The sequence below is a fragment of the Arsenophonus sp. aPb genome, from assembly GCF_029873475.1.
Lineage (GTDB): Bacteria > Pseudomonadota > Gammaproteobacteria > Enterobacterales > Enterobacteriaceae > Arsenophonus.
In genome coordinates, this window is the sequence record NZ_CP123499.1 from 150,066 (window position 1) to 173,105 (window position 23,040).

Here is a 23,040-nt window from a genome sequence, read left to right on the forward strand (position 1 = left end):
ACAAAAAATTATAAGCCAGAAGATACCTTGTACTGACTGGCTTTTTTACTATCGGAGTATGGTAGAAAGAAACACAATTTTAGTTGAACATTACATTTTAATCGTTATGGGGGGTTACGAGAAGGTTATTCTTGGATTGCATAAACAGTATTTGAATTACACTACAGGTAAGTTGTCTATATTATCAATCTATACCACTAATAAATATGAGAGGTTCGATACATGGTTCAACACACCAGCCATTTAAGAAATAAAAAGAATTGATGAATCTGGTATTAATTTGGTCGGTTAAAGAGCTTTCTAAGCTGCTAGAATATTCGAAATACCATCATTTACGCCTGTTTTAGAATGAGCGAAAAATGCCTATTCCCATATAGGACACAATCTTGAAGACCATTTAGAAGATATTCTCGATACGGTCAATATTGGCTCAGGTGCACAACAAAATTAAAGGATACAATACTGGCTCGCTATTGCTTGAGGTCATATCTTTAATGAAAGGAATAAGCACTCAGTATTTTTTGTTACCATGACTTTTCTCGACCACTATGGTATCCAGGATCTATGATAATACGTTCGAAAACTTAATGGTAGAAGCGACTATGGGAGCAAAACTGTTGAATAGTTGGCACGCTAGTTACGTGAGTACATAAATTGTATTGATTTAAATGGTTGAATAGTCATTGTCTAGCATGTCGTTAATCAAATCATATAATTAATCAAAAATTAGCTTAGTAAAAATATATTAAATAATATTGCTAAGCCTCTATTCAGTATTCTAAATCATACCAGTTTATTAAGTTAAGGGGATTTTCTAAAATTGTTAGCATGGTTAAATTACGCACTTGCGTTGCTATTATGGTGTTTTTTGTAAAAAATTATTAATTAGTGACATTGTATTAAAAAATTTAATTATGAAAAGCGTCTATCGGAAAAATGTTACTTATTTAGCACATTTATTTTCATAAAGATTAAATATTCTTAATGTTTTTGTATCGTAAAATCCTTAGATAATTTGAATATGTGGGATATTCAATATATAACTGAGTGAAGTTTACAGCGCAATTGATATGCAGTTTAAATAGATTTTTAGAATGAAATATGGCTAATTAGCCGATATGTTGATTTTATTATAAATAAATTTGTAAGCAAAAGTTTATTTCTTTGTTAAGGTTAATATATTGATATATAAGTGAAAATTAAAGTTTTAAGCAAGAAAAAAGAATTATTAATAGCAAATTATGATGAAAAAAAGCTATAAAGCCAGTAGAGACATCTTGCTTCTACTGACGATATGGCTTTATGATATTAAGAAATAAATTTCCCTGGTGTTGGCCAACTTGGCAGCCTGACCTTAAATGAGGTCAGGTTTTTTTATTGTTTTTATATAAATCTAGTAGTGACTTTACCTTTTTTTATACTTCGATTGTAGTTAGACTTAAGTCTAGTTTTGCACTATACTTTTGTCTTTACACGGAAGTTGATTGTTTTACTTAGAAGGTAATATTTAGATGTCAGGGTTATTTTATGGTGATGAAAGGATCGATAACTCAATAAAAAGTTATTTAGATAGAAAATTAGCTATTTTTGGGGATTTCAAATATGCCTATACTGTTTTAAATAAGAAAGACCCAATGCAAATGTTAATCATCTCAAATTATCCACCAGAATGGCTTGAGATATATAAGCGAAAGCATTATCAACAAATAGATCCAGTAGTTTTATCTGCTCTTAATAGGATTTCTCCTTTTGCTTGGGATGAGAATTTCTCTGTTAGTGATTTAATTGGTTTTGCGAAGATTTTTAATATCTCAAAAAATTACAATGTTATGAATGGTTATACTTTTGTGCTTCATGATTGTAATAACTACCTTGCTGCATTGTCGATTTTGATGGATGAAGAGAACGTCATGGATATAGGAGAGAAGATAAAAAAGAATAGGGGTGATTTGCAAATGCTTTTGGTAACTGTTCATGAAAAGTGCACCTCTCTATATCGAGAGATGACTCAACACGCCTACTGTAATCCAGTAGGTGGAAAAGATTTATTTTCACCACGCGAAAATGAAATTTTATATTGGTCTAGTATAGGTAAAACCTACTCGGAAATTGCAACCATACTAGGTATAAAATTGGGTACAGTAAAATTTCATATTGGCAATGTTGTGAAAAAATTAGGCGTTGTCAATGCTAAGCATGCAATACGGCTTGGCGTCGAATTACAGCTCATTAAGCCTGTCTCCAAATGATGGATATATTAACGGCCATTGTTTTAATTTATTATTAATAAGACTGTCATAATGGTTCCTTATTTTTCCAATTAGTTGATTTTGGCTTTCAGAGTCTACAGGTAAAAGCATTAAATACACTTTTTCATTTTTTTCCGATATACCTTGTTCGACGATTGAAATACCCCAACCTGAACGCTCTAAAATTTTTAACATTGCGTGACTAACAATTGTGAGAATTCCATCATATTCACATTTTTTGGCGTAGTTAAGCATTGCTAAAAATAAAATAAAACAGACGGGATCTTTATTGTAATTTCCATTGCGTGTTTGATTTTTGGCCACAAAAAAGCGGCTTGATTCAATATAATTTCCTTTAGGAAGATTAAGATGTTTAAAAAAAGGCGCAAATGTGCCTGTAATCATATTAGGAAATTGCATTTCAATAAATCTGACACTACAGATAATGTTGTTATTTCTTACACCAAATAGATAGTTAGTCTTGTCATTATCGTATTCATCAAACTCCATGCCATTAATACAATTGACTGCCCAGTTAAGCCGATCTTTAAATGTTTCCTTTCTTAACGTAAATAATTCTTTTGATTTTTTTTCAGTCAAAAGGTTATAGTTCACATCGAATATTTCTAACATTTTTTCTCCATTATTTCATTTACTCGCAGATCCTATATTTAAAATTACTAAAATATTTCTATCTAGCGATACTATTTTTCGATTCCCACTATGGGTAACAATGCCTATTATATTTTGCCTTCTCTATAATTTTTTGTACACTAGTGATGTTAAGTTTATATGTGAGTTTTGCGATGGAACTAACTGACATATAAGGAATATTTTTGATGAAGTGTAAGTCGTAAATGTAGATTAATCAGACAGTTTTTAATTAAAGGTTAAAAATTTTTATAGATGAAGTTAGCTATACTAAAAAGACATAAAAAGCGTTTTATTGATAGCGTTGGTGTTAAAAAGTATTCTATATATTTGTAGTATAAAAAAATTAAAGTATTTATTAAGATAACTGAATTATCCGCTAAATATATATTTTATTAACATAGTGATTAGAAATTTTTTTATTTAATTATTTTAATGAGAGTATTTGCAATATTTATAATAAATTTCACCTTTATCAAAGAAAGTTAATAATTAAAGCACACGGGAAAAGTTTTATCGTATAATGTAGTAAGCCGCATCAATTCAACCCGCCAGGGTTATAAGTAAAATAAATGATATGGTTTTTATACATATGGCAATATATTAAATCAGAGGTCACCATGAATAAAAAAGGAATAAAAAGAGTTGGCGTTTTAACCAGTGGTGGTGATGCGCCAGGAATGAATGCTGCTATTCGTAGTGTAGTGCGAATGGGACTCTCTGAAGGTTTAGAAGTTTATGGTATTTATGATGGCTATATGGGGCTTTATGAAAATCGTATAAAAGAACTTAACCGTTTTAGTGTTTCTGATATTATTAATCGTGGCGGCACTTTCTTAGGCTCTGCCCGTTTTCCTGAATTTCGTGATAGTGAGAAGGTAAGAGCCCAAGCTATTGATAATATGAAAAAACATAATATTGATGCCTTGGTTGTCATTGGTGGAGATGGTTCTTATCGTGGTGCAAAGAAGATCACTGAAGCGGGCTTCCCTTGTATCGGTGTACCCGGAACGATTGATAATGATGTTGCCGGTACTGATTATACAATTGGTTATTTTACCGCTTTGGATACCATTGTTGAGGCAATTGATCGTTTACGTGATACCTCAACTTCCCATAAACGTATTTCGATAGTTGAAATAATGGGGCGCCACTGCGGTGATTTGACTTTATCTGCGGCGATTGCTGGAGGCTGTGAGTTTGTAGTATTGCCCGAAATACCTTTTGATAAGGAAGAGTTACTAACAGAAATTAAATCTGGCTTAGCAAGAGGTAAACGTCATGCGATTGTTGCTATTACTGAACATATTTATGATGTTAATGAATTGGCAAAATATATTGAAAAAGAAACGGGTCATGAGACACGGGCAACTGTTTTAGGTCATATTCAGCGGGGTGGTAGCCCAGTAGCGAGTGATCGTGTTCTGGCATCCCGTATGGGCGCTTATTCTATTCAGTTACTTTTACAAGGATATGGTGGTCGCTGTGTTGGTATCCAAAATGATAAACTTGTTCATCATGATATTATTGATGCCGTTGAAAACATGCAACGTAAGTTTAAGCAGGATTGGTTAGATACGGCGAAGAAACTTTATTAACTTTCTTGAACGGATTGTAAGCGGTAAAGTTGCGATATAAGCCTCATAAATTTATGAGGCTTATATGGTTTTATTGCGTAATGGTTGGATGTTTAGTTAGCCATTGTGTTATGCGCTGTTTCTCATCATCATTGAGCCACATGCCTAATTTAGTTCTACGCCAGATGGCATCATCTAACTCTGTAACCCACTCATTTTCGACTAAATAACGTAATTCAGCTTCATATAAATTATGTCCAAAAGCTTCACCTAGATCTGATAACGATTGTGCTTGGTTTAAGATCAAATTGCTGTTACTACCGTAAGTACGGGCATATCGCAATGCAATTCCTTCTGGTAACCATGGATAGCGTTTACGTAATAGTTGAGCATAACCATCACGATCATAACCTTCAATATCACCACCAGGTAGTGTTGCTTCTTTAGTCCATGCTTTGCCAGTATTAGGGTAGTAATGCGCTAATTTATCGACAGCATGTTCTGCAAGTTTACGATATGTGGTTAATTTACCACCAAAAACAGATAATAAAGGTGCTTTTCCTTGTTCATCATGGATATCAAGTGTGTAATCACGTGTAATAGCTTGAGGTGAATCAGATTCATCATCACATAATGGACGTACCCCAGAATAAGTCCAGACAATATCTTGCTGGGTTAACTGTTTTTTGAAATGATCGTTGTAAACTTTTAGTAAGTAATTAATTTCATTATTATCAATGTGAACATCTTTTGGATCACCTTGGTATTCGACATCGGTAGTACCTATAATAGAAAACTCGTCCATCCAAGGAATAACAAAGACAATACGGTGATCTTCATTTTGTAAAATATAAGCTTGTGATCCGTCGTGGACACGAGGTACAACAATATGGCTACCTTTAATTAGTCGGATACCGTAGGGAGATTTTAATTGTAACCCTTCATCAAAGAAAGATTTAACCCAAGGTCCAGTTGCGTTTACTAATCCTTTTGCTTGCCAAGTTTCTTTTTTACCCGTACGTAGATCTTCTGCTTCCACGACCCAGAGCCCGTTCTCACGCCAGGCTCTCGTCGCTTTAGTACGAGTTCGAACTTCACCTTTATGTCTGATAACTTCTTGTGCATTGAGGACGACTAAGCGTGCATCATCTACCCAACAATCTGAATATTCAAAACCTTTTGTTAATTCTGATTTTAAGACAGAGTTTTTACCAAATTTTAGTCCTTTACTGCCAGGTAGACTGGTACGTTTACCTAGGTGATCATAAAGGAAAAGGCCAGCACGGATCATCCAGGCAGGGCGAAGATGAGGTTGATGAGGTAGGCGAAAACGCATAGGAAAAGCGATATGGGGAGCAAGCTTAAGCAAAACTTCACGCTCGGCCAGGGCTTCACTAACTAAACGAAATTCATAATGTTCTAAATAGCGCAATCCGCCGTGGATCAGTTTGGAACTAGCAGAAGAAGTTGCGCTAGCAAGATCTTGAGCTTCTAGTAGTAATACTGATAATCCTCGACCAGCAGCATCAGCGGCAATACCAGCACCATTTATACCACCACCTAGCACAATTAAATCTTTTATTTCCATGCGTCCCCCAATGTTCGAGATTGCTCAAATATGTTCGTTTTCGCTCACAATTTTAATCAAATTAGATTCGAAAGCCAACTATTATTAAGCGGAAAAAACCATTAAATTGATGCTATTTATCGTTTGATAGAAAAATAGTTCAAAAATAGCAAACTAATTTAGAAAATGAGTATTAATCTGGAGAGAATATGAGCTTATAAAGAAGTATAGCCACAGAACAGAGCAGGAAATGAGAAAATTTCCTGCGATAAGGGGAATATTAGCATATTTCAAGGGTTACATTATGATGCTCAATCATTTTTTGGATATTTGCAGGAGGAGCTTTATCAGTAAAGAGATAATCAATCATCTCCATACTGCCTAGGTTAACCATTGCATTACGACCAAATTTTGAGTGATCAGTGACCAGCATAACGCAACGAGAATTTTCAATAATTGCTTTTTTTGTCCGTACTTCATGGTAGTCAAATTCGAGTAATGAACCATCCTCATCGATACCACTAATGCCTAAAATACCAAAGTCAAGACGGAATTGAGATATAAAATCTAATGTTGCCTCACCAACAATTCCTCCATCACGGCTACGAACTTCTCCTCCTGCTAAGATCAAACGAAAATCTTCTTTTGGCATAAGTAGGATTGCAACATTAAGATTATTAGTGACGATCCTTAAATTTTTATGATTTAGCAAAGCAAAGGCGACAGCTTCTGGTGTGGTACCGATATCGATAAATAGTGTAGCCCCATTAGGAATTTGGCGCGCAACATGTTGGGCAATCCGTTCTTTTTCGTTCGACCACATTATTTTGCGATCATGGTAAGCCGTATTAACAGAACTCGAAGGAAGCGCGGCACCTCCGTGATGGCGCTGAATTTTATTTTTTTCCGCCAGTTCATTGAGATCACGACGAATAGTTTGTGGGCTGACATTGAAATATTCAACTAACTTTTCAGTACTTACATAGCCTTGAATACGGGCAAGTTCGATAATGGCATTATGGCGTTGAGTTTGCTTCACAAAAACCTCAAGTATCACTATATATATTGGTTATGTTTTGTATTATCTGGTTTATGTCTATTATCCCATAATCCCATTAATAAACCGATAATTAGACCGGCAGTGTGTGCCGTGTTAGCTATCTTCATGCCAAAAATATCAAAGTAACCAAGAAATAACCATAAAACAGCAAATATCATTAAACCTCGAGGAATAGAAATACCTTTTGCTGGGTGACGTTCACCGGTTAACCAAACGTAACCTATTAACGAGAAAACCACGCCGGAAAGGCCACCAAAAGCAGAGCCACTAAAGAGCGATTGTCCCCAATTACTAAAAAGAGCTGATACAATAGTAATGACAAATAGCTTACCTGTACCCAATTGGCGTTCTACTTGACTACCTAAATACCACCACCACATTAAATTAAATAAAATATGCATTAATGAAAAATGGAGTAAGGCAGGAGTGAATATTCGCCAGATTTCAGTGTATTGAGTATTTGATGGCCAAGCAAGATAAGCCATTACGGCGTCATTACCGGAAATTAACATCCAAATATAAATAAAAATTGCTAAAAAGAAAACGATGATGGTTAGTGGTCCAGATTGTTTTTTTAAATAATCGAAAGTAAGATAATTACGGTAGCCAAATTTTTTATCAATATGTCCAGTTTGCCAACTTGCCGCCTGATAACGGGAGTTAAGAGGATCTTGCATAAACAGTTTTAGTTCTTGTTGCGCTTGCTCGAACTTATTTTCATCCTGCAACCAGAGATCAAAGAATTTCCCTTGTGGTTCAGCGCGCATTTCAATAACAATGTTTTGCATTGCCATATAATCAATAAATGCTTGTGCTAATCTAGGATTAGCTATAGAAATTAAATGGATCATAGCCTGTTATATCGCTTAAGAGAGTGAATTGATAGTGTGTGGATATTCTCTCGACCATACTTCAAAACCACCGTTTATGCTATAAACAGTTTCAAAGCCGGTATTAATCAAATATTGTGCTGCGCCTTGGCTACTATGGCCATGGTAACATATTACCATTACCGGTGTGTCAAAGTCTGTTTGCGCAATAAAGTTATTCAAGGTCTCATTTGTAAGATGGTAAGCACCTGTAATATGGGCTGAATGAAAACTTTGTGGGTCACGAATGTCGACCACTATGCTATTACCTGTTTGCCAAAGTTTATAGGCTTGTTCAACTGTAATTAATTGAAAATTATCCATAGTAATCTGTGCTATATTATTTTACGTTTGGAAAAACAAGATACTCTTTATACTCTTAAAGAGTATCTATCTTTAGCAAAAAGGGGTAATTATTTTAATAATAAGAGTGATCACCGCGCTGATGTTCAGTTAAATCTTTCACGCCTTTCAATTCGTCTGGAAACATATTTAGCAACTGCTTTTCAATACCTTCTTTTAAGGTGATATCGACCATTGAACAGCCATTACAACCTCCACCAAATTGTAGGATGGCATATCCATCATCAGTGATTTCCATTAATGAAACCCGTCCTCCATGGCCAGCTAACTGTGGATTAATTTGTGATTGAATAACATATTCAACTCGTTCAATCAATGGGGCATCATCAGCAACTTTCCGCATTTTAGCATTAGGTGCTTTTAAAGTAAGTTGAGAGCCTAATTGATCCGTTACAAAATCAATTTCAGCTTCTTCCAGAAAAGGTGCGCTAATTTCATCAACATAGGCTGATAGTTTAGCAAATTTAAGTTCAATATCAGTCGATTCGATAGCATCAGGTGGGCAATAAGAGACCCCACATTCTGCAGAAGGTGTGCCAGGATTGATAACAAATACGCGAATTTGTGTACCAGGTTCTTGATTTGCCAATAGTTTGGCAAAATGAGCTTGTGCTGCTTCAGTAATATTAATCATCGTCGATGCTCAACTTTATCATTTTAGTATGTTTATCATACGCTCTTTTCATTACTTTCTACAAGGTTCTGCATATTGCCCAGGCTTGGACTGAGTTTGCGCCAGCACTAATGAGTAATTTAGCCACTTCGTTCATCGTTGTCCCTGTTGTTATGACATCGTCAAGTACGGCAATATGGCGATCTTGAAACGATTTTTTTATCCTAAAAGTGTTACTAAGATTTTGTTTGCGTTTTTTAGCAGAAAGTTGAGTTTGTGGTAGTGTAGCACGAGTGCGAGTAATTGAATTAGTCTGATATTGGCATCCTAACCAATAAGCTAATTGCATAGCTATTAAACTGGCTTGATTAAATCCACGTTGCCAATGTTTACCATGATGAAGCGGTATTGCTATTATGATATCTGGTTTGCGCCAGCGTTGTTGGCGATACCCTTGTTGCCAATAAAGTAGAAATAAGCGCGCAAGAATATAGGCGATTTGAGGAATTTTTCCAAATTTGTACTGCTGTATTAGCTTACTCAATGGTGGCATATAGGCAGTAATGGCAACAAGATTGTGCCAATAGGGTGGCGTTTGTAAGCAGCGACCACAAGTAAGGGTGAATTGTTCGATGGGTAAAGCACAGCGATGACAAACTTGTTTTAGATAAGGCAAGTGTTTTAAACAGTAGTGACAAATGCCATGAAAGCGATATTTTAGTGTTTGGTGGCATAGCCAACAGTATCCAACCATTGTTAACATAATGATGTCCTTTTTTATAAATATAAAGAGAGAATAACTATGACGACACTGTTTTGGCAGCAGTCGGGTAAAGGAAAACAAGATATTGTGCTATTGCACGGATGGGGATTAAATGCAGAAGTTTGGCGTACCATTGAAGTGGAATGTGGTTCCCATTTTCGTCTGCATCTTGTTGACTTACCTGGCTATGGTCGTAGTAATCTTTTTCCGCCGATGTCGTTACAACAAATGGCAGAAGTCATTTGGCAAAAGGCGCCGAAGCAGGCTATTTGGTTAGGTTGGTCTTTAGGCGGATTAATTGCCAACATCATTGCTCTTAACCATCAAGTTGAAATTGCGGGTTTAATAACCGTGGCTTCGACGCCATGTTTTAGTCAGCAAGAAAACTGGCCAGGTATTAAATCGGTGGTGCTAACAGGCTTTGAACAACAATTACAGGCTAATTTTCATCGTACAGTAGAACGTTTTCTGGCATTGCAAACATTGGGCACTAAAACAACGCTTGAAGATATACGTTTATTAAAAACCGTGTTACTGAAACAGCCGTTACCTTCCGTTGCTGTGCTAAACGCAGGTTTAGAAATTTTGCGGACAACTGATTTACGGCAATCTTTATTAACGCTAAATAAGCCTTTTTTGCGCATTTATGGTGATCTTGATGGTTTAGTGCCCAGAAAAGTCGTACCAATAATAGATGGATGGTTACCAAATTCGCACTCGGTGATAATAAAACATGCTGCCCATGCCCCTTTTATTTCCCATCCTAAGCAGTTTATTCAACTGTTAGTGGATTTCTCTAGCCAATTGGAGAAATAAATATGGTGAGTCAGAATAGAATTAAAAACGTTATTTATGCTAATAAAGTAAGCGTTAATTTATCAAAAATTAACGCTTACTTGCATAAATCAGAGAGTAGTCACTTGATAAATTTTTAGGTTACACTTTTTTGTTTCAGGGCATAACTTACAACTATAACCCGTCAAACAGGATGATTGATCAATTTGTTCTAATTTTCCCATGGCGGTTAATTTATCTAACATAGCTTCAATCATAGGTAATGACGCAGAGTATTTCTGACTAATTTGGTAAGCATCCGTTCTACCATACAGCGCAACCATATCTCTGACTTGCAATAAACTGATCATCTAGCTCCTCCTAATGACATGAGCCACGTTCACGGTGGTTACATTTGTGGACATTATGATTAAGTTTTAGTGTTATGCGTTTACGTGAATGGCGCAACAATGTGATTAGCAGCAGGTTAAAGACGACGAGCAAGCCAATAACCACGGCACTATACTGTGGATGTTGTGAGAAAGTTGCTATTTGGTAGAACAAGGCAGAGACTGAATAAGCGACATTCAAGCCCCATAGAATAGAAAACGTCATCCAGCTTCGATTTGTTTCGCGGGCAATAGCGCCTAATACAGAAATGCAAGGAACATAAAGTAGAACAAAGATTAGATAGCTATAGGCAGATAAAGTCGATCCGAATCGTGCCGCCATGGCGCCCATTGTACTGTTATCCATCTCACCATCACCTTTACTTGCTTCAATAGGATTGGATAAGACACTTAAGCTAAATGTTTCTTTCAGGCTATCCCAAGTTTCATTCACGGCATCCTTTAATTCATCTAATAAATTAAATTGCTCGGCATCAAAAGGTGCTTGGGTAATATTTTCGGCGGTGTACAGGGTATTCAATGTACCGACAACAACTTCTTTAGCTAATGCGCCTGTAATGAGCCCAACGGTTGCTTGCCAATTATTATCGTTGATGCCAATAGGTTTTAGTAGCGGGGTAACGGTTTTACTTACTGACGCTAATGCTGATTGGTTAATGTTATCAACAACCTTACCGGATAAAGAAAAACTATTAAGTGCCCCGATAATCATACTAGCAATAATAATTACTTTTCCTGCTCTTAACACAAAACCTTTCAGTCTTTGCCAGGTCTGTAATAGTAATGTCTTTAAGTGTGGTACATGGTAGACCGGTAATTCCATGATAAAAGGCGAGGAAGCGCCCCGTGCAATAGTATATTTCAATAATAACCCGGTTAGGATAGCAATAATGATACCTAATAAATAAAGAGAAAAAACAATACTTGCCCCATTTTTGCCAAAAAAAGCAGCTGCAAAAACAGCAAAGATAGCTAATCTTGCGCCACAAGACATAAAAGGTGCCATCAAAATGGTGATTAATCGTTCACGCGGGGTATCTAATGTCCGTGCTCCCATGATAGCTGGCACATTACAACCAAAACCGACAATCAAAGGAACAAAAGATTTGCCAGGCAGACCTAGCGCTTGCATCAGCCTATCCATGACAAATGCCGCGCGTGCCATATAACCTGAGTCTTCCAATATAGAAAGGAATAGATACATTAAACCAATTTGAGGAACTAAAGGTAATACCGTGTTGATACCTCCGCCTACCCCTTGGGCAAGGAAAACCGTCAGCCATTGTGGTAAATTAAAAGTATGGCCAATCCATTGAATTCCATGAATGAAAATGGCTTCTGAGCCACCTTCAAAGAGGGGTTGTAATGCACCACCAATATTGATAGCAAGTATAAACATTAAATACATGATAAAAAGAAATGTAGGCAGCCCAAGCCAGCGATTAAGGACGATCTTGTCAATAAATTGCGTTAAGGTATTAGGTTTTGCCGTTTCAGTATTAATGACTGCTTCGCAAATGGTTGCAATAGTTTGGTAGCGTGCATCAGCGATGATAAGTTCAGGCTCTTCAGGTTGTTGGGACTGCAAATGTGCTTTGATTTTACCTAATTGATCAGCGGGAATAGCGGTACGTTCGAGGCTATATATATCGCCTTCTAATATTTGTAGTGCTAACCAACGGCGCTGTTGATGACTGAATTTATTATGGTCGATAATTTGAGTTAATTTTTCTACTTCAGTGAGCAAAATATCGGGATAGTGGATGAGGGTTGCAATAAGATTATTACTATGTTGATCAATCGCTTGTTTTAATTTACCAATACCTTTTGCGCGAGTCGATACTAGAGGGATAACAGGGCAACCTAGGCGTGTTTGTAGCTCATCAATATTAATGTGAATATTTTGGTTTTCAGCAATATCCAACATATTAAGTGCGACAATACACGGTATACCTAATTCAATAAGTTGTATTGTTAGATAAAGATTACGTTCAAGGTTAGCGGCATCGATAACGTTGATCAACATATCCGCTTCGCCACTCAGGATGAAATGACAGGCAATTTGTTCATCGAGTGAGGTTTGTTCTGAAATCGTGGTTAATGAATAGGTGCCAGGCAGGTCAACTAATTCAATATCATATTCCGCGGTTGCAAAGCGGCCAACTTTTCGTTCAACGGTGACACCAGCCCAATTTCCCACACGTTGGCGAGCGCCTGTTAATTGATTAAAGAGTGTTGTTTTACCAGCGTTAGGGTTGCCAATAAGGCCAATAGTTAATGATTTCATAGTCCTGGGGTCAGATGAGTAATAAGCAATAGGCTATTTAATTATCATAAAAATATTTTTATACCGCTTAGTTGCCGGCATCGTCTAAATTTAATAGTGCAAGATCTTTTTTTCTTAAGATCAAGTTCATACGGCGAGTTTCTATTTGAATAGGATCACCAAGCGGCGCTATACGAATAACGCTAAAAAAAGATCCAGGTAACATGCCTAAAGAGAGTAACTTCTGACGGTAAGCTGGATTTATTTCTGTTGAAAATCCGACAATTTTGTATCGGTGATTAGGAAGAATTGGCATAGACACTTCCACTATAAAGCCCAAAAAACAAAGATACCGTAAATGGGTACCAGACGAATAGCAAATTTAATAAGAAATATTATCATTATCACATTAATAATGATAATCATAATTATGTGCTACTCGAATTAATTTAGCGCTTTTTTTAAATGACAGCAATTGATATTGATCAATAGTTCCCTAGTGAATGAACTATTGGCATTAAAATTAGTGTTAATTCATTATTTTTTATTAAAAAAAACGATTTTCTAAAATTGAATAGGGTAATAGCCTGATGCTAGATCAGACTATTAGTTATATACATATTGACTATTCGCGCTTTTTATTTAGTGCTGCCGCCAGCGCATCACCCATAACACTATTACCTAATAGCGTATTGTTTGGTTGGGATGTTTTAGTTGAACTGGCTGAGGGGGTATTTCTGCCTGTTTGTTGTTTATTACGATGTTGTGGTGTATCTACTGTTTTCTCATCTAGGCGCATGGTTAGCGCAATTCGTTTACGGTTTAAATCAATATCGATGACTTTAACGGTAATAATATCCCCTGCTTTGACTAAAGAATGCGGATCTTTAATAAATTTATCGGACAGAGAGGAGATGTGTACTAAACCATCCTGGTGAACGCCAATATCGACAAATGCACCAAAATTGGTCACATTAGTTACCGAACCTTCTAATATCATGCCTACTTTAAGATCTTCCATTGCTTCAATGCCATCGACAAAAGAGGCTGTTTTAAATTCTGGTCGCGGGTCTCGTCCAGGCTTTTCTAATTGTTTTAAAATATCAGTTACTGTTGGAATACCAAATTTGTCAGTAGTAAACTGTTCTGGTTTGAGATTATTGAGTACGCTAGTGTTACCCATAATCGTTTTCAAGGGTTGCTTAGTGGTTAATAAAATTTTTTCTACAACCGGATAAGCTTCGGGATGAACTGTTGAGGCATCGAGAGGATTATTCCCTGTCATAATGCGTAAAAAACCCGCACACTGCTCAAAAGCTTTTGTGCCAAGACGCGTAACTTTCAATAGTTGTTTGCGGTCATTAAAACGCCCGTGTTCGTTACGCCAATTAACGATATTTTGGGCAATTGTTTTACTTAGCCCTGCAACATGTGAAAGAAGAGCAACAGAGGCGGTATTGAGATCGACACCAACTGCGTTTACACAATCTTCGACTACCGCTGCCAATTTTTTAGCGAGTAAAGTTTGATTAACATCATGTTGGTATTGGCCAACACCAATTGATTTAGGATCGATTTTTACTAATTCCGCTAACGGGTCTTGTAAACGGCGAGCAATAGAGACTGCTCCACGTAAAGAGACATCGAGAGTAGGAAATTCTTGTGCCGCTAACTCAGAGGCTGAGTAAACTGAAGCGCCAGATTCACTAACGATCACTTTCTGTGCAGTAATATTTGGGTACTGTTTTTTAACTGCGGTAAAAAAGCGTTCCGTTTCACGCGAAGCAGTACCATTACCAATGGCGACCAAGGCAACTTTATATTTCTCACATAAGGATGCAATAGTTGCTGCAGATTTTGTTGCTTGACCGGTGTGAGGATAAATAGTGTCGGTAGTAATGAGTTTGCCTGTCGCATCAACAATGGCAACTTTAACGCCAGTGCGTAAACCAGGATCTAATCCCATAGTGGTATGCATACCGGCAGGCGCTGCCATTAAAAGGTCATGTAGGTTACGTGCGAAAACATGAATCGCTTCTTCTTCTGCTTTTTCACGCAAGGTACCCATCAATTCTGTTTCAAGGTGTAACAGAATTTTGACTCGCCATGTCCAACTAATAACGGCTTTTCGCCATTTATCTGCTGGTGCATTATTTAGATGTAGGCCATAGTGGCGGGTAATAATTTCTTCACAATAACTTTCTTTTGGCGATGGTTCAAATTGTGGATCGGCATTAAGTGATAATTGTAAAATACCTTCGTTACGGCCACGAAACATGGCAAGTGCTCGGTGGGATGGGATATGCGCAATAAGCTCATGGTGATCAAAATAATCGCTAAATTTTGCCCCTACTGTTTCTTTACCTTCGATAACTTTGGCTGTTAAGTGGGCATTTTTCCACAAATAATCACGAATTTTGCTAAGTAAATTTGCATCTTCAGCAAAGCGTTCCATTAGAATATAACGGGCACCATCAAGTGCAGCTTTAGTGTCATTAATATTTTTTTGTGGATCAATAAAGGTTTCGGCTATCTGTTCTGGTATCTGCTGGGGGTCATTCCATAATTGTTCCGCGAGTGGCGCTAAGCCAGCTTCAATTGCTATTTGGCCTCGTGTACGTCGTTTGGGTTTATAAGGTAAATAGAGATCTTCGAGCTCAGTTTTACTAAAAGTGTTATTAATCGCTTCAGCAAGTTCAGCGGTAAGCTTTCCTTGTTCATTAATCGACTTTAGAATAGTTTGGCGGCGCTCGTTTAATTCACGTAAGTAACTTAAACGCGTTTCAAGTTTACGCAGTTGGTTATCATCGAGCCCGCCTGTGACTTCTTTACGATAGCGGGCAATGAAAGGAACGGTATTTCCTTCATCAAGTAATGTAATAGCTGAAAGTACTTGTGCTGGCGTTGTATCTAATTCATATGCAATAATTTTGCTTAAGGATTTATTCATCATTTTAGTTTCTTCAATACTTAAATAGGACGCAATTAACTGCTTATGTGCACATTTATACGTGTTGAAAACAATAATTTCCAGTTAACATTATATTTGGATATTAGAACCTGATGTAGTCAACAAAAACTTTTTTTGAATTATATATAGTAATTAGTTTAAATTAAGGTTAATCATACTGAGTTTTTATTGTGAAAAATAATTATATTACTCGTGAAGGCTGGAACAACCTCGAAAAAGAGTTGAAGTTTCTTTGGCGAGAGGAGCGTCCGAAAGTCACCCAAGCTGTATCAGAGGCCGCGGCGCTTGGTGATCGCTCAGAGAATGCCGAGTATATTTATGGTAAAAAACGATTACGAGAAATTGATCGACGTATTCGATTTTTATCTAAACGTCTTGAAGTATTAAAGATAGTTGATCCCGATCCTCGGCAGGAAGGTAGAGTTTATTTTGGTGCTTGGGTAAAAGTACAAGATGAAAATGGTGTTATTAAAGTTTTTCGCTTAGTTGGAGCCGATGAATTTAATCCGATTAAAAAATGGATTTCTATTAATTCACCCGTGGCAAGGGAATTATTAGGTAAACAAATTGATGATGAAGTTACGGTGAATACGCCAAATGGTATTATTACTTACTGGATACTGGAAATTAATTATCAAGGGATTGAGTTGTAAATGATATAAAATTAAAAAGATCAATAAAATGTAAATATTAATTTAAAAAAGTCTAATAGGAATTAGTTATATTATTATATGGTCTTATTTGTTATTAAGGCACTATATATAGGGATCTTAAAAATATTTATGGAGTCAAAAAATGCAAGAAAATTATAAAATTCTTGTTGTGGATGATGATATGCGTTTGCGCTCTTTACTGGAGCGTTATTTAACTGAACAAGGTTTTCAAGTACGTAGTACTGCTAATGCCGAGCAAATGGATCGTATTTTGACACGTGAATCTATTCATTTGATTGTATTGGATTTGATGTTACCTGGTGAAGATGGCTTATCTATTTGCCGTCGTTTAAGAAGTCAAAATAATCCTATTCCGATTATTATGGTAACAGCAAAAGGTGAAGAGGTAGATCGGATAGTTGGGTTAGAAATTGGGGCGGATGATTATATACCTAAGCCATTTAATCCTAGAGAATTATTGGCTCGTATTCGTGCCGTATTGCGACGTCAGGCAAATGAGCTGCCGGGTGCGCCGGCACAGGATGAGGCGGTAATTCGGTTTGGTAAATTCAAATTAAATCTAGGAACAAGGGAAATGTTTCAAGATGATGAGTCTATGCCATTAACTAGTGGTGAGTTTGCTGTTTTAAAAGTACTGGTCTCTTATCCACGTGAGCCTCTATCTCGCGACAAACTGATGAGTCTTGCTCGCGGGCGTGAATATAGTGCGATGGAGCGTTCGATAGATGTGCAAATTTCACGTCTACGTCGAATGATTGAGGATGATCCGACTCACCCACGTTATATTCAAACGGTTTGGGGATTGGGTTATGTATTTGTGCCGGATGGTAATAAAGCATGAAACGATTGCGTTTTTCCAGACGTAACACGTTTTCTCGTTCATTATTTGTTATTGTTACTTTACTGTTTGCTAGTTTAGTCACCAGCTATTTGGTTGTACTTAATTTTGTTGTGATGCCGAGTCTTCAGCAGCTCAATAAAGTCTTAGCCTATGAAGTGCATACGTTATTAACAGAGAAAATTGAATTACAAGATGGAAATGCAATTTTGATGCCTCCATCATTTAAGAAGAAAATCTATAAAGAGCTAGGTATTAATTTTTATACTAAGTCACTTGCTATGGAGAAAGGCTTACGTTGGGCGAGACATTATGAGGAATTAAGCCAACAGATGGCGGAATATATGGGTGGCAAGGCGGATGTTCGTCTTGAAATCGCAAAAGAGCATCCTTTTCTATGGTTAAATTCTTACCTTGCCCCAAATGTATGGATACGACTTCCTTTAACTGAAATAGGACAGAATCAGTTCGCTGTTGTATTTCGTTATACACTGGCTATCTTTTTAACTATTTTTGCTATTACATGGCTTTATATACGTTATCAGAGTAGGCCATTATTTGTGTTAGAAAACTATGCCAAGCAAATGGGAAAAGGAGTCATGGTTCCAGCAATCAAGGAAGAAGGTTCATTAGAAATACGTTATGTCATCCGCGCTTTTAATCGCATGTCATCAGGGATAAAAATGCTGGAAAATGATAGAACGATATTAATGGCCGGCGTGAGCCACGATTTGAGAACGCCGTTAACACGGATTCGGTTAGCGACAGAAATGATGAATGAAAAGGATCAGTATCTCGCAGAATCAATTAACAAAGATATTGAAGAGTGTGATGCTATCATTGAGCAATTCATGGACTATATACGTACAGGTCGGGAAATGAATATGGATTTTTGTGACTTGAACAAAGTCCTACTTGAAGCTGTTAATGCTGAGAGTAGTTTCCTGCCTAATATTGAGACGCAGATTAGTTCATCACCAATCATTATTAATGCTAATGTAATTGCTATTAAACGAGCAGTAACCAATATGCTGGTTAACGCTTTCCGCTATGGCAATGGTTGGGTAAAAGTCAGTAGTGGTGTAATAAAAGATCATGCCTGGTTTCAGGTTGAGGATGATGGTGCAGGAATTAAAAAAGAGAGCATTCAACATCTTTTTCAACCTTTTGTGCAAGGCGAAAGAGCAAGGAGTAATGGTGGTACAGGACTAGGATTAGCAATTATTCGCCGAATTATTGATGCTCATGATGGTGAAATTATTATAGATAAAAGTAAACGGGGAGGATTATCTATACGGGCAACTTTACCATTAATGGAAAAATAAAAATTTATATTTTTATTTAGCCGTAATTTAACGGAAAATTTTTATTATATTTTATGAAATCATATAATTCTTTGATTTTAAAAATTTATTATATCTATTTTTAAAGCTATATTATTTAAATAAATTGGATATTAATTTAACGGTCATAAAACTGTCATAAATAATACATCTTTCTGTCATCTAACTAACCTATTTTTTCCTCGTATTTTTTTAACTCGCTACAATTAACAGAGTAATTTGTTTCTCTTTCATCCCAAATAGGAGGGATTATGAAATTGATGCGTTCTATCATCGTTAATGTTATAGCCATGTTCTCTTTGACGACAATGTCAGTTTATGCAGCGACTAGTCTTACTGGCGCTGGTGCCACATTTCCTGCACCGGTTTATGCAAAATGGGCGGATAGCTACCAAAAACAAACGGGCGATCAGATTAACTACCAGGGGATTGGTTCATCCGGTGGGGTAAAACAGATTATAGCTAAAACAGTTGATTTTGGTGCTTCTGATGCACCTTTAAGTGATGAAAAACTTCATCAAGCCTCTCTTATTCAATTTCCAACTGTGATTGGTGGCGTTGTTCCAACGGTCAATATTGCCGGTATTCAATCTGGACAATTGGTATTAGATGGCAAAACATTGGCTAACATTTATCTAGGTATCATTAAAAAATGGAATGACCCAAAAATTGTTGAATTAAATCCGGGTTTAAAATTACCGGCACAAAATATTACCGTTGTCCGCCGTGCTGATGGTTCAGGAACGACTTTTGTTTTTACCAGCTATCTAGCCAAAGTAAATGCTGACTGGAAAAATAAGATTGGTACAGGTTCTACCGTTAGGTGGCCAACGGGCATTGCTGGAAAAGGTAATGAAGGTGTTGCTGCTTTTGTTCAACGTCTACCTGGCGCAATTGGTTATGTAGAATATGCCTATGCTAAACAGAACAAATTAGCTTATACCAAATTAATTTCTGCCGATGGGGAAGCCATTGCGCCAACCGCAAGTAGTTTTAGTGCCGCTGCAAAAAAGGCAGATTGGACTAAAACATTTGCGCAAGATCTCACCAATCAAGCAGGAAAAAATGTATGGCCAATTACTTCGGCAACTTTTATCTTATTACATAAGAAACAGAAAAATATTGCGAAGGGAAAAGCCATATTAGCATTCTTTGACTGGGCATATGACAAAGGCGCTGACCAGGCTAAGGCTTTAGATTATGCGACATTGCCGAATGAAGTTGTGGCACATATTCGGGCAGCATGGAAAAGTAATATAAAAGATGCTAATGGTAATCCTATATACTGAATTGAGTGTGACATCAGCAGAAAGTAAAAATCGCGCTCTAATATAAATGAATGATTATCCCCTTTTATAGAAGGGGATTAAAATGAGAAAAAATAATGGCTGAGAAATTAACGACATATAAAGCACCGGGGAAAAAAGGTGATCTCATTTTTGGTGCTCTCGTTAAGTTAGCTGCATTAATTACACTATTAATGTTAAGTGGAATTATTATTTCTTTGATTATTGCATCGTGGCCGAGTATTGAAAAATTTGGTTTTTCTTTTCTTTGGTCAAAGGTTTGGGATGTCCCTGCTCAGGAATTTGGGGCATTAGTAACCATTTATGGCACGGTAGTAACGTCATTAATTGCCTTGATCATTGCGGTACCGGTCAGTTTTGGCATTGCGCTATTTTTAACAGAATTATCACCAAATTGGTTAAAGCGACCGCTAGGAATTGCGATTGAACTATTGGCGGCCATACCGAGTATTGTTTATGGCATGTGGGGATTGTTTGTTTTTGCGCCGCTATTTGCCACTTATTTTCAAGAGCCTGTTGGTAATGTTTTGGCAGGAATACCGATTATAGGTGAATTATTTTCAGGTCCGGCTTTAGGTATTGGTATCTTAGCTGCTGGCGTGATCCTGGCAATTATGATTATTCCTTATATAGCTTCAGTGATGCGGGATGTTTTTGAGCAGACGCCAGTTATGATGAAAGAATCTGCTTATGGTATTGGTTGTACGACGTGGGAGGTTATTTGGCATATCGTATTACCCTATACGCGTAATGGCGTGATTGGCGGTGTGATGTTAGGGTTAGGACGAGCTTTAGGGGAAACGATGGCAGTCACTTTCATTATTGGTAATACTTATCAGTTAGATAGCTTTTCACTTTTTATGCCAGGAAATAGTATTACCTCCACGTTGGCAAATGAATTTGCTGAAGCGGAAAGTGGATTACATACTGCTGCATTAATGGAGTTAGGCTTAATTTTATTTGTTATTACCTTTATCGTGCTTGCGTTTTCTAAATTGATGATTATGCGTTTGGCCAAAAATGAAGGGCGCTAACATGTTGACGACAGATACCACAAAAACTATCGATATTAAACAACGTCAACGTCGTCAGGCATGGCGGAGACAAAAAAATCGGATTGCACTATTGCTCTCGATGATCACAATGGCATTTGGTCTGTTTTGGTTAATTTGGATCTTATTTACAACATTAACCAAAGGAGTAGAAGGCATGTCTTGGAATTTATTCACTGAAATGACGCCGCCACCAAATTCTACTGGTGGGGGATTAGCTAATGCTATCGTAGGTAGTGGTTTGCTGATTTTATGGGCCACGGTGCTAGGTACACCACTTGGCATTATGGCCGGTATTTATTTAGCCGAATATGGGCGTCGTTCTTGGCTGGCGGAAATTATTCGTTTTATTAATGATATTTTGCTTTCTGCACCATCAATTGTGGTTGGATTATTCGTTTATATGATTGTTGTTGCCAGAATGCAGCATTTTTCTGGTTGGGCTGGTGTTATTGCTCTGGCGTTGTTACAGATCCCGATTGTTATTCGAACAACGGAAAATATGCTAAAACTTGTGCCAGATAATTTGCGTGAAGCAGCTTATGCTTTAGGTGCACCAAAATGGAAAATGATTTTATCCATTACCTTAAAAGCGTCTGTCTCAGGGATTATTACCGGAGTATTACTTGCCATTGCTAGAATTGCTGGTGAAACAGCGCCTTTATTGTTTACCTCACTTTCCAATCAATTCTGGAGTACCGACCTTAGCGAACCGATTGCTAATCTACCAGTAACTATATTTAAATTTGCAATGAGTCCATTTTCAGAATGGCAGCAATTAGCTTGGGCAGGTGTTTTATTGATTACTTTATGTGTATTGTTAATCAATATTTTAGCGCGTCTATTATTTGCCAAGAAAAAATATTAGTTCTTTAGTAACAGATGACAAATTTAAGAGATAAATTGATGATTAAAGTTAACGATAGGGTAGAAAGTAAAATTCAAGTTCGTGACTTGAACTTCTACTATGGCAAATTTCATGCGCTAAAAGATATTTCGTTAAACATTGCAGAGAATAAAGTAACGGCTTTTATTGGCCCTTCAGGCTGTGGAAAATCTACCCTTTTACGTACATTTAATAAGATGTATGAACTCTATACTGAACAGCATGCAGAAGGTGAAATTTTGCTGGATGGTGCCAATATTTTGACCGATGAACAAGATATTGCCTTATTACGCGCTAGAGTAGGCATGGTTTTCCAAAAGCCTAAGCCTTTTCCGATGTCAATCTATGACAATATTGCTTTTGGGGTGCGTTTATTTGAGAAACTTTCTCGCGCTGAAATGGACGAACGTGTTCAATGGGCGTTGACTAAAGCCGCCCTTTGGGAGGAAACAAAAGATAAACTTTCGCATAGTGGCTATAGTTTATCAGGCGGTCAGCAGCAACGGCTATGCATTGCTCGTGGTATTGCGATCCGGCCAGAAATATTGCTATTAGATGAGCCTTGTTCAGCACTTGACCCTATCTCAACAGGGCGTATTGAAGAGTTGATAAATGAACTGAAATCGGAATATACCGTGGTAATGGTCACTCATAATATGCAGCAGGCAGCACGTTGTTCCGACTACACAGCATTTATGTATCTAGGTAAATTGATTGAATTTAATGATACAGATACTTTGTTTACCACACCTACAGTAAAACAGACTGAGGATTATATTACTGGCCGCTACGGTTGATATAGGGTAT

General features: G+C 37.0%; 21 protein-coding genes. 10 read left to right on the forward strand and 11 right to left on the reverse strand.

Annotation, left to right across the window (positions count from 1 at the left end; all coding sequences use genetic code 11):
- Positions 1–1,511: 1,511 nt before the first annotated feature.
- Complete coding sequence (locus tag QE177_RS00585) at positions 1,512–2,249, forward strand: LuxR family transcriptional regulator (protein WP_280550843.1); 738 nt, start codon at positions 1,512–1,514, stop codon at positions 2,247–2,249.
- On the opposite strand, the gene QE177_RS00590 is transcribed toward QE177_RS00585, so the two are convergent.
- Positions 2,220–2,882 carry an acyl-homoserine-lactone synthase gene (locus QE177_RS00590; RefSeq protein WP_280550844.1) on the reverse strand — a complete coding sequence of 221 codons (663 nt, stop codon included), beginning with the start codon at positions 2,880–2,882 and terminating at the stop codon, positions 2,220–2,222. The two genes, QE177_RS00585 and QE177_RS00590, sit on opposite strands and share 30 nt — an antisense overlap.
- 638 nt (positions 2,883–3,520) lie before the next feature.
- Here QE177_RS00590 and pfkA point away from each other — a divergent pair.
- The gene (pfkA, locus tag QE177_RS00595) at positions 3,521–4,498 is read left to right on the forward strand and encodes a 6-phosphofructokinase (RefSeq protein WP_280550845.1); all 978 of its coding nucleotides are present in this window, start codon (positions 3,521–3,523) and stop codon (positions 4,496–4,498) included.
- A 70-nt stretch (positions 4,499–4,568) separates the two neighbouring features.
- Here the strand turns inward: pfkA and glpD are convergent, their stop codons facing one another.
- The 6 genes from glpD to gntX all read right to left on the reverse strand — a co-directional run bounded on the left by glpD (position 4,569) and on the right by gntX (position 9,712).
- Positions 4,569–6,065, reverse strand: coding sequence for a glycerol-3-phosphate dehydrogenase (gene glpD / locus QE177_RS00600; RefSeq protein ID WP_280550846.1), 1,497 nt, complete (start codon positions 6,063–6,065; stop codon positions 4,569–4,571).
- A 259-nt stretch (positions 6,066–6,324) separates the two neighbouring features.
- Positions 6,325–7,083 (reverse strand): DeoR/GlpR family transcriptional regulator, encoded by a 759-nt coding sequence (locus tag QE177_RS00605; protein WP_280550847.1) that lies wholly within the window; start codon positions 7,081–7,083, stop codon positions 6,325–6,327.
- 17 nt (positions 7,084–7,100) lie between these two features.
- A complete protein-coding gene (gene glpG, locus QE177_RS00610; protein WP_280550848.1) occupies positions 7,101–7,955 on the reverse strand; it encodes a rhomboid family intramembrane serine protease GlpG in 855 nt (284 codons plus the stop codon).
- A gap of 15 nt (positions 7,956–7,970) precedes the next feature.
- On the reverse strand, positions 7,971–8,297 hold the full coding sequence (glpE, locus tag QE177_RS00615) for a thiosulfate sulfurtransferase GlpE (protein WP_280550849.1): 327 nt from the start codon (positions 8,295–8,297) through the stop codon (positions 7,971–7,973).
- Between the two features lie 94 nt (positions 8,298–8,391).
- Entirely contained in the window at positions 8,392–8,970 is a 579-nt protein-coding gene (gene nfuA, locus QE177_RS00620; protein ID WP_026821904.1) for a Fe-S biogenesis protein NfuA, read from the reverse strand.
- A 58-nt stretch (positions 8,971–9,028) separates the two neighbouring features.
- On the reverse strand, positions 9,029–9,712 hold the full coding sequence (gene gntX / locus QE177_RS00625; RefSeq protein ID WP_280550850.1) for a DNA utilization protein GntX: 684 nt from the start codon (positions 9,710–9,712) through the stop codon (positions 9,029–9,031).
- Positions 9,713–9,751: 39 nt separating this feature from the next.
- Between gntX and bioH the strand changes: the two genes are divergently transcribed.
- Positions 9,752–10,528: a pimeloyl-ACP methyl ester esterase BioH gene (gene bioH, locus QE177_RS00630; protein ID WP_280550851.1), complete on the forward strand. Its 777-nt coding sequence runs from the start codon at positions 9,752–9,754 to the stop codon at positions 10,526–10,528.
- Between the two features lie 89 nt (positions 10,529–10,617).
- Here the strand turns inward: bioH and QE177_RS00635 are convergent, their stop codons facing one another.
- From QE177_RS00635 to QE177_RS00650, 4 genes are all read right to left on the reverse strand, one after another.
- The gene (locus QE177_RS00635; RefSeq protein WP_280550852.1) at positions 10,618–10,857 is read right to left on the reverse strand and encodes a FeoC-like transcriptional regulator; all 240 of its coding nucleotides are present in this window, start codon (positions 10,855–10,857) and stop codon (positions 10,618–10,620) included.
- 10 nt (positions 10,858–10,867) lie between these two features.
- The gene (gene feoB, locus QE177_RS00640) at positions 10,868–13,183 is read right to left on the reverse strand and encodes a Fe(2+) transporter permease subunit FeoB (RefSeq protein WP_280550853.1); all 2,316 of its coding nucleotides are present in this window, start codon (positions 13,181–13,183) and stop codon (positions 10,868–10,870) included.
- A 67-nt stretch (positions 13,184–13,250) separates the two neighbouring features.
- The gene (gene feoA / locus QE177_RS00645; protein WP_280550854.1) at positions 13,251–13,478 is read right to left on the reverse strand and encodes a ferrous iron transporter A; all 228 of its coding nucleotides are present in this window, start codon (positions 13,476–13,478) and stop codon (positions 13,251–13,253) included.
- A 309-nt stretch (positions 13,479–13,787) separates the two neighbouring features.
- Positions 13,788–16,115, reverse strand: coding sequence for a Tex family protein (locus QE177_RS00650; protein ID WP_348519917.1), 2,328 nt, complete (start codon positions 16,113–16,115; stop codon positions 13,788–13,790).
- A 185-nt stretch (positions 16,116–16,300) separates the two neighbouring features.
- Between QE177_RS00650 and greB the strand changes: the two genes are divergently transcribed.
- From greB to pstB, 7 genes are all read left to right on the forward strand, one after another.
- Positions 16,301–16,786, forward strand: coding sequence for a transcription elongation factor GreB (greB, locus tag QE177_RS00655; RefSeq protein WP_280552181.1), 486 nt, complete (start codon positions 16,301–16,303; stop codon positions 16,784–16,786).
- Between the two features lie 142 nt (positions 16,787–16,928).
- Positions 16,929–17,648, forward strand: a complete 720-nt coding sequence (ompR, locus tag QE177_RS00660) for a two-component system response regulator OmpR (RefSeq protein ID WP_280550855.1) — start codon at positions 16,929–16,931, stop codon at positions 17,646–17,648.
- Complete coding sequence (gene envZ / locus QE177_RS00665; protein WP_280550856.1) at positions 17,645–18,970, forward strand: two-component system sensor histidine kinase EnvZ; 1,326 nt, start codon at positions 17,645–17,647, stop codon at positions 18,968–18,970. The genes ompR and envZ overlap by 4 nt, the downstream gene beginning before the upstream one ends.
- A gap of 269 nt (positions 18,971–19,239) precedes the next feature.
- The gene (pstS, locus tag QE177_RS00670; RefSeq protein ID WP_280550857.1) at positions 19,240–20,277 is read left to right on the forward strand and encodes a phosphate ABC transporter substrate-binding protein PstS; all 1,038 of its coding nucleotides are present in this window, start codon (positions 19,240–19,242) and stop codon (positions 20,275–20,277) included.
- A 95-nt stretch (positions 20,278–20,372) separates the two neighbouring features.
- Entirely contained in the window at positions 20,373–21,329 is a 957-nt protein-coding gene (gene pstC, locus QE177_RS00675; protein ID WP_280550858.1) for a phosphate ABC transporter permease PstC, read from the forward strand.
- A gap of 1 nt (position 21,330) precedes the next feature.
- Complete coding sequence (pstA, locus tag QE177_RS00680; protein ID WP_280550859.1) at positions 21,331–22,215, forward strand: phosphate ABC transporter permease PstA; 885 nt, start codon at positions 21,331–21,333, stop codon at positions 22,213–22,215.
- A 38-nt stretch (positions 22,216–22,253) separates the two neighbouring features.
- Entirely contained in the window at positions 22,254–23,030 is a 777-nt protein-coding gene (gene pstB / locus QE177_RS00685; protein ID WP_280550860.1) for a phosphate ABC transporter ATP-binding protein PstB, read from the forward strand.
- The last annotated feature ends 10 nt before the right edge of the window (positions 23,031–23,040 follow it).

Excerpts from the sequence above, each read along its gene's own strand:
- QE177_RS00585 (WP_280550843.1), top strand. The coding sequence starts at position 1,512 with ATGTCAGGGTTATTTTATGGTGATGAAAGGATCGATAACTCAATAAAA.
- QE177_RS00590 (WP_280550844.1), bottom strand. The coding sequence starts at position 2,882 with ATGTTAGAAATATTCGATGTGAACTATAACCTTTTGACTGAAAAAAAA.
- pfkA (WP_280550845.1), top strand. The coding sequence starts at position 3,521 with ATGAATAAAAAAGGAATAAAAAGAGTTGGCGTTTTAACCAGTGGTGGT.
- glpD (WP_280550846.1), bottom strand. The coding sequence starts at position 6,065 with ATGGAAATAAAAGATTTAATTGTGCTAGGTGGTGGTATAAATGGTGCT.
- glpG (WP_280550848.1), bottom strand. The coding sequence starts at position 7,955 with ATGATCCATTTAATTTCTATAGCTAATCCTAGATTAGCACAAGCATTT.
- glpE (WP_280550849.1), bottom strand. The coding sequence starts at position 8,297 with ATGGATAATTTTCAATTAATTACAGTTGAACAAGCCTATAAACTTTGG.
- nfuA (WP_026821904.1), bottom strand. The coding sequence starts at position 8,970 with ATGATTAATATTACTGAAGCAGCACAAGCTCATTTTGCCAAACTATTG.
- gntX (WP_280550850.1), bottom strand. The coding sequence starts at position 9,712 with ATGTTAACAATGGTTGGATACTGTTGGCTATGCCACCAAACACTAAAA.
- bioH (WP_280550851.1), top strand. The coding sequence starts at position 9,752 with ATGACGACACTGTTTTGGCAGCAGTCGGGTAAAGGAAAACAAGATATT.
- QE177_RS00635 (WP_280550852.1), bottom strand. The coding sequence starts at position 10,857 with ATGATCAGTTTATTGCAAGTCAGAGATATGGTTGCGCTGTATGGTAGA.
- feoB (WP_280550853.1), bottom strand. The coding sequence starts at position 13,183 with ATGAAATCATTAACTATTGGCCTTATTGGCAACCCTAACGCTGGTAAA.
- feoA (WP_280550854.1), bottom strand. The coding sequence starts at position 13,478 with ATGCCAATTCTTCCTAATCACCGATACAAAATTGTCGGATTTTCAACA.
- QE177_RS00650 (WP_348519917.1), bottom strand. The coding sequence starts at position 16,115 with ATGATGAATAAATCCTTAAGCAAAATTATTGCATATGAATTAGATACA.
- ompR (WP_280550855.1), top strand. The coding sequence starts at position 16,929 with ATGCAAGAAAATTATAAAATTCTTGTTGTGGATGATGATATGCGTTTG.
- envZ (WP_280550856.1), top strand. The coding sequence starts at position 17,645 with ATGAAACGATTGCGTTTTTCCAGACGTAACACGTTTTCTCGTTCATTA.
- pstS (WP_280550857.1), top strand. The coding sequence starts at position 19,240 with ATGAAATTGATGCGTTCTATCATCGTTAATGTTATAGCCATGTTCTCT.
- pstC (WP_280550858.1), top strand. The coding sequence starts at position 20,373 with ATGGCTGAGAAATTAACGACATATAAAGCACCGGGGAAAAAAGGTGAT.
- pstA (WP_280550859.1), top strand. The coding sequence starts at position 21,331 with ATGTTGACGACAGATACCACAAAAACTATCGATATTAAACAACGTCAA.
- pstB (WP_280550860.1), top strand. The coding sequence starts at position 22,254 with ATGATTAAAGTTAACGATAGGGTAGAAAGTAAAATTCAAGTTCGTGAC.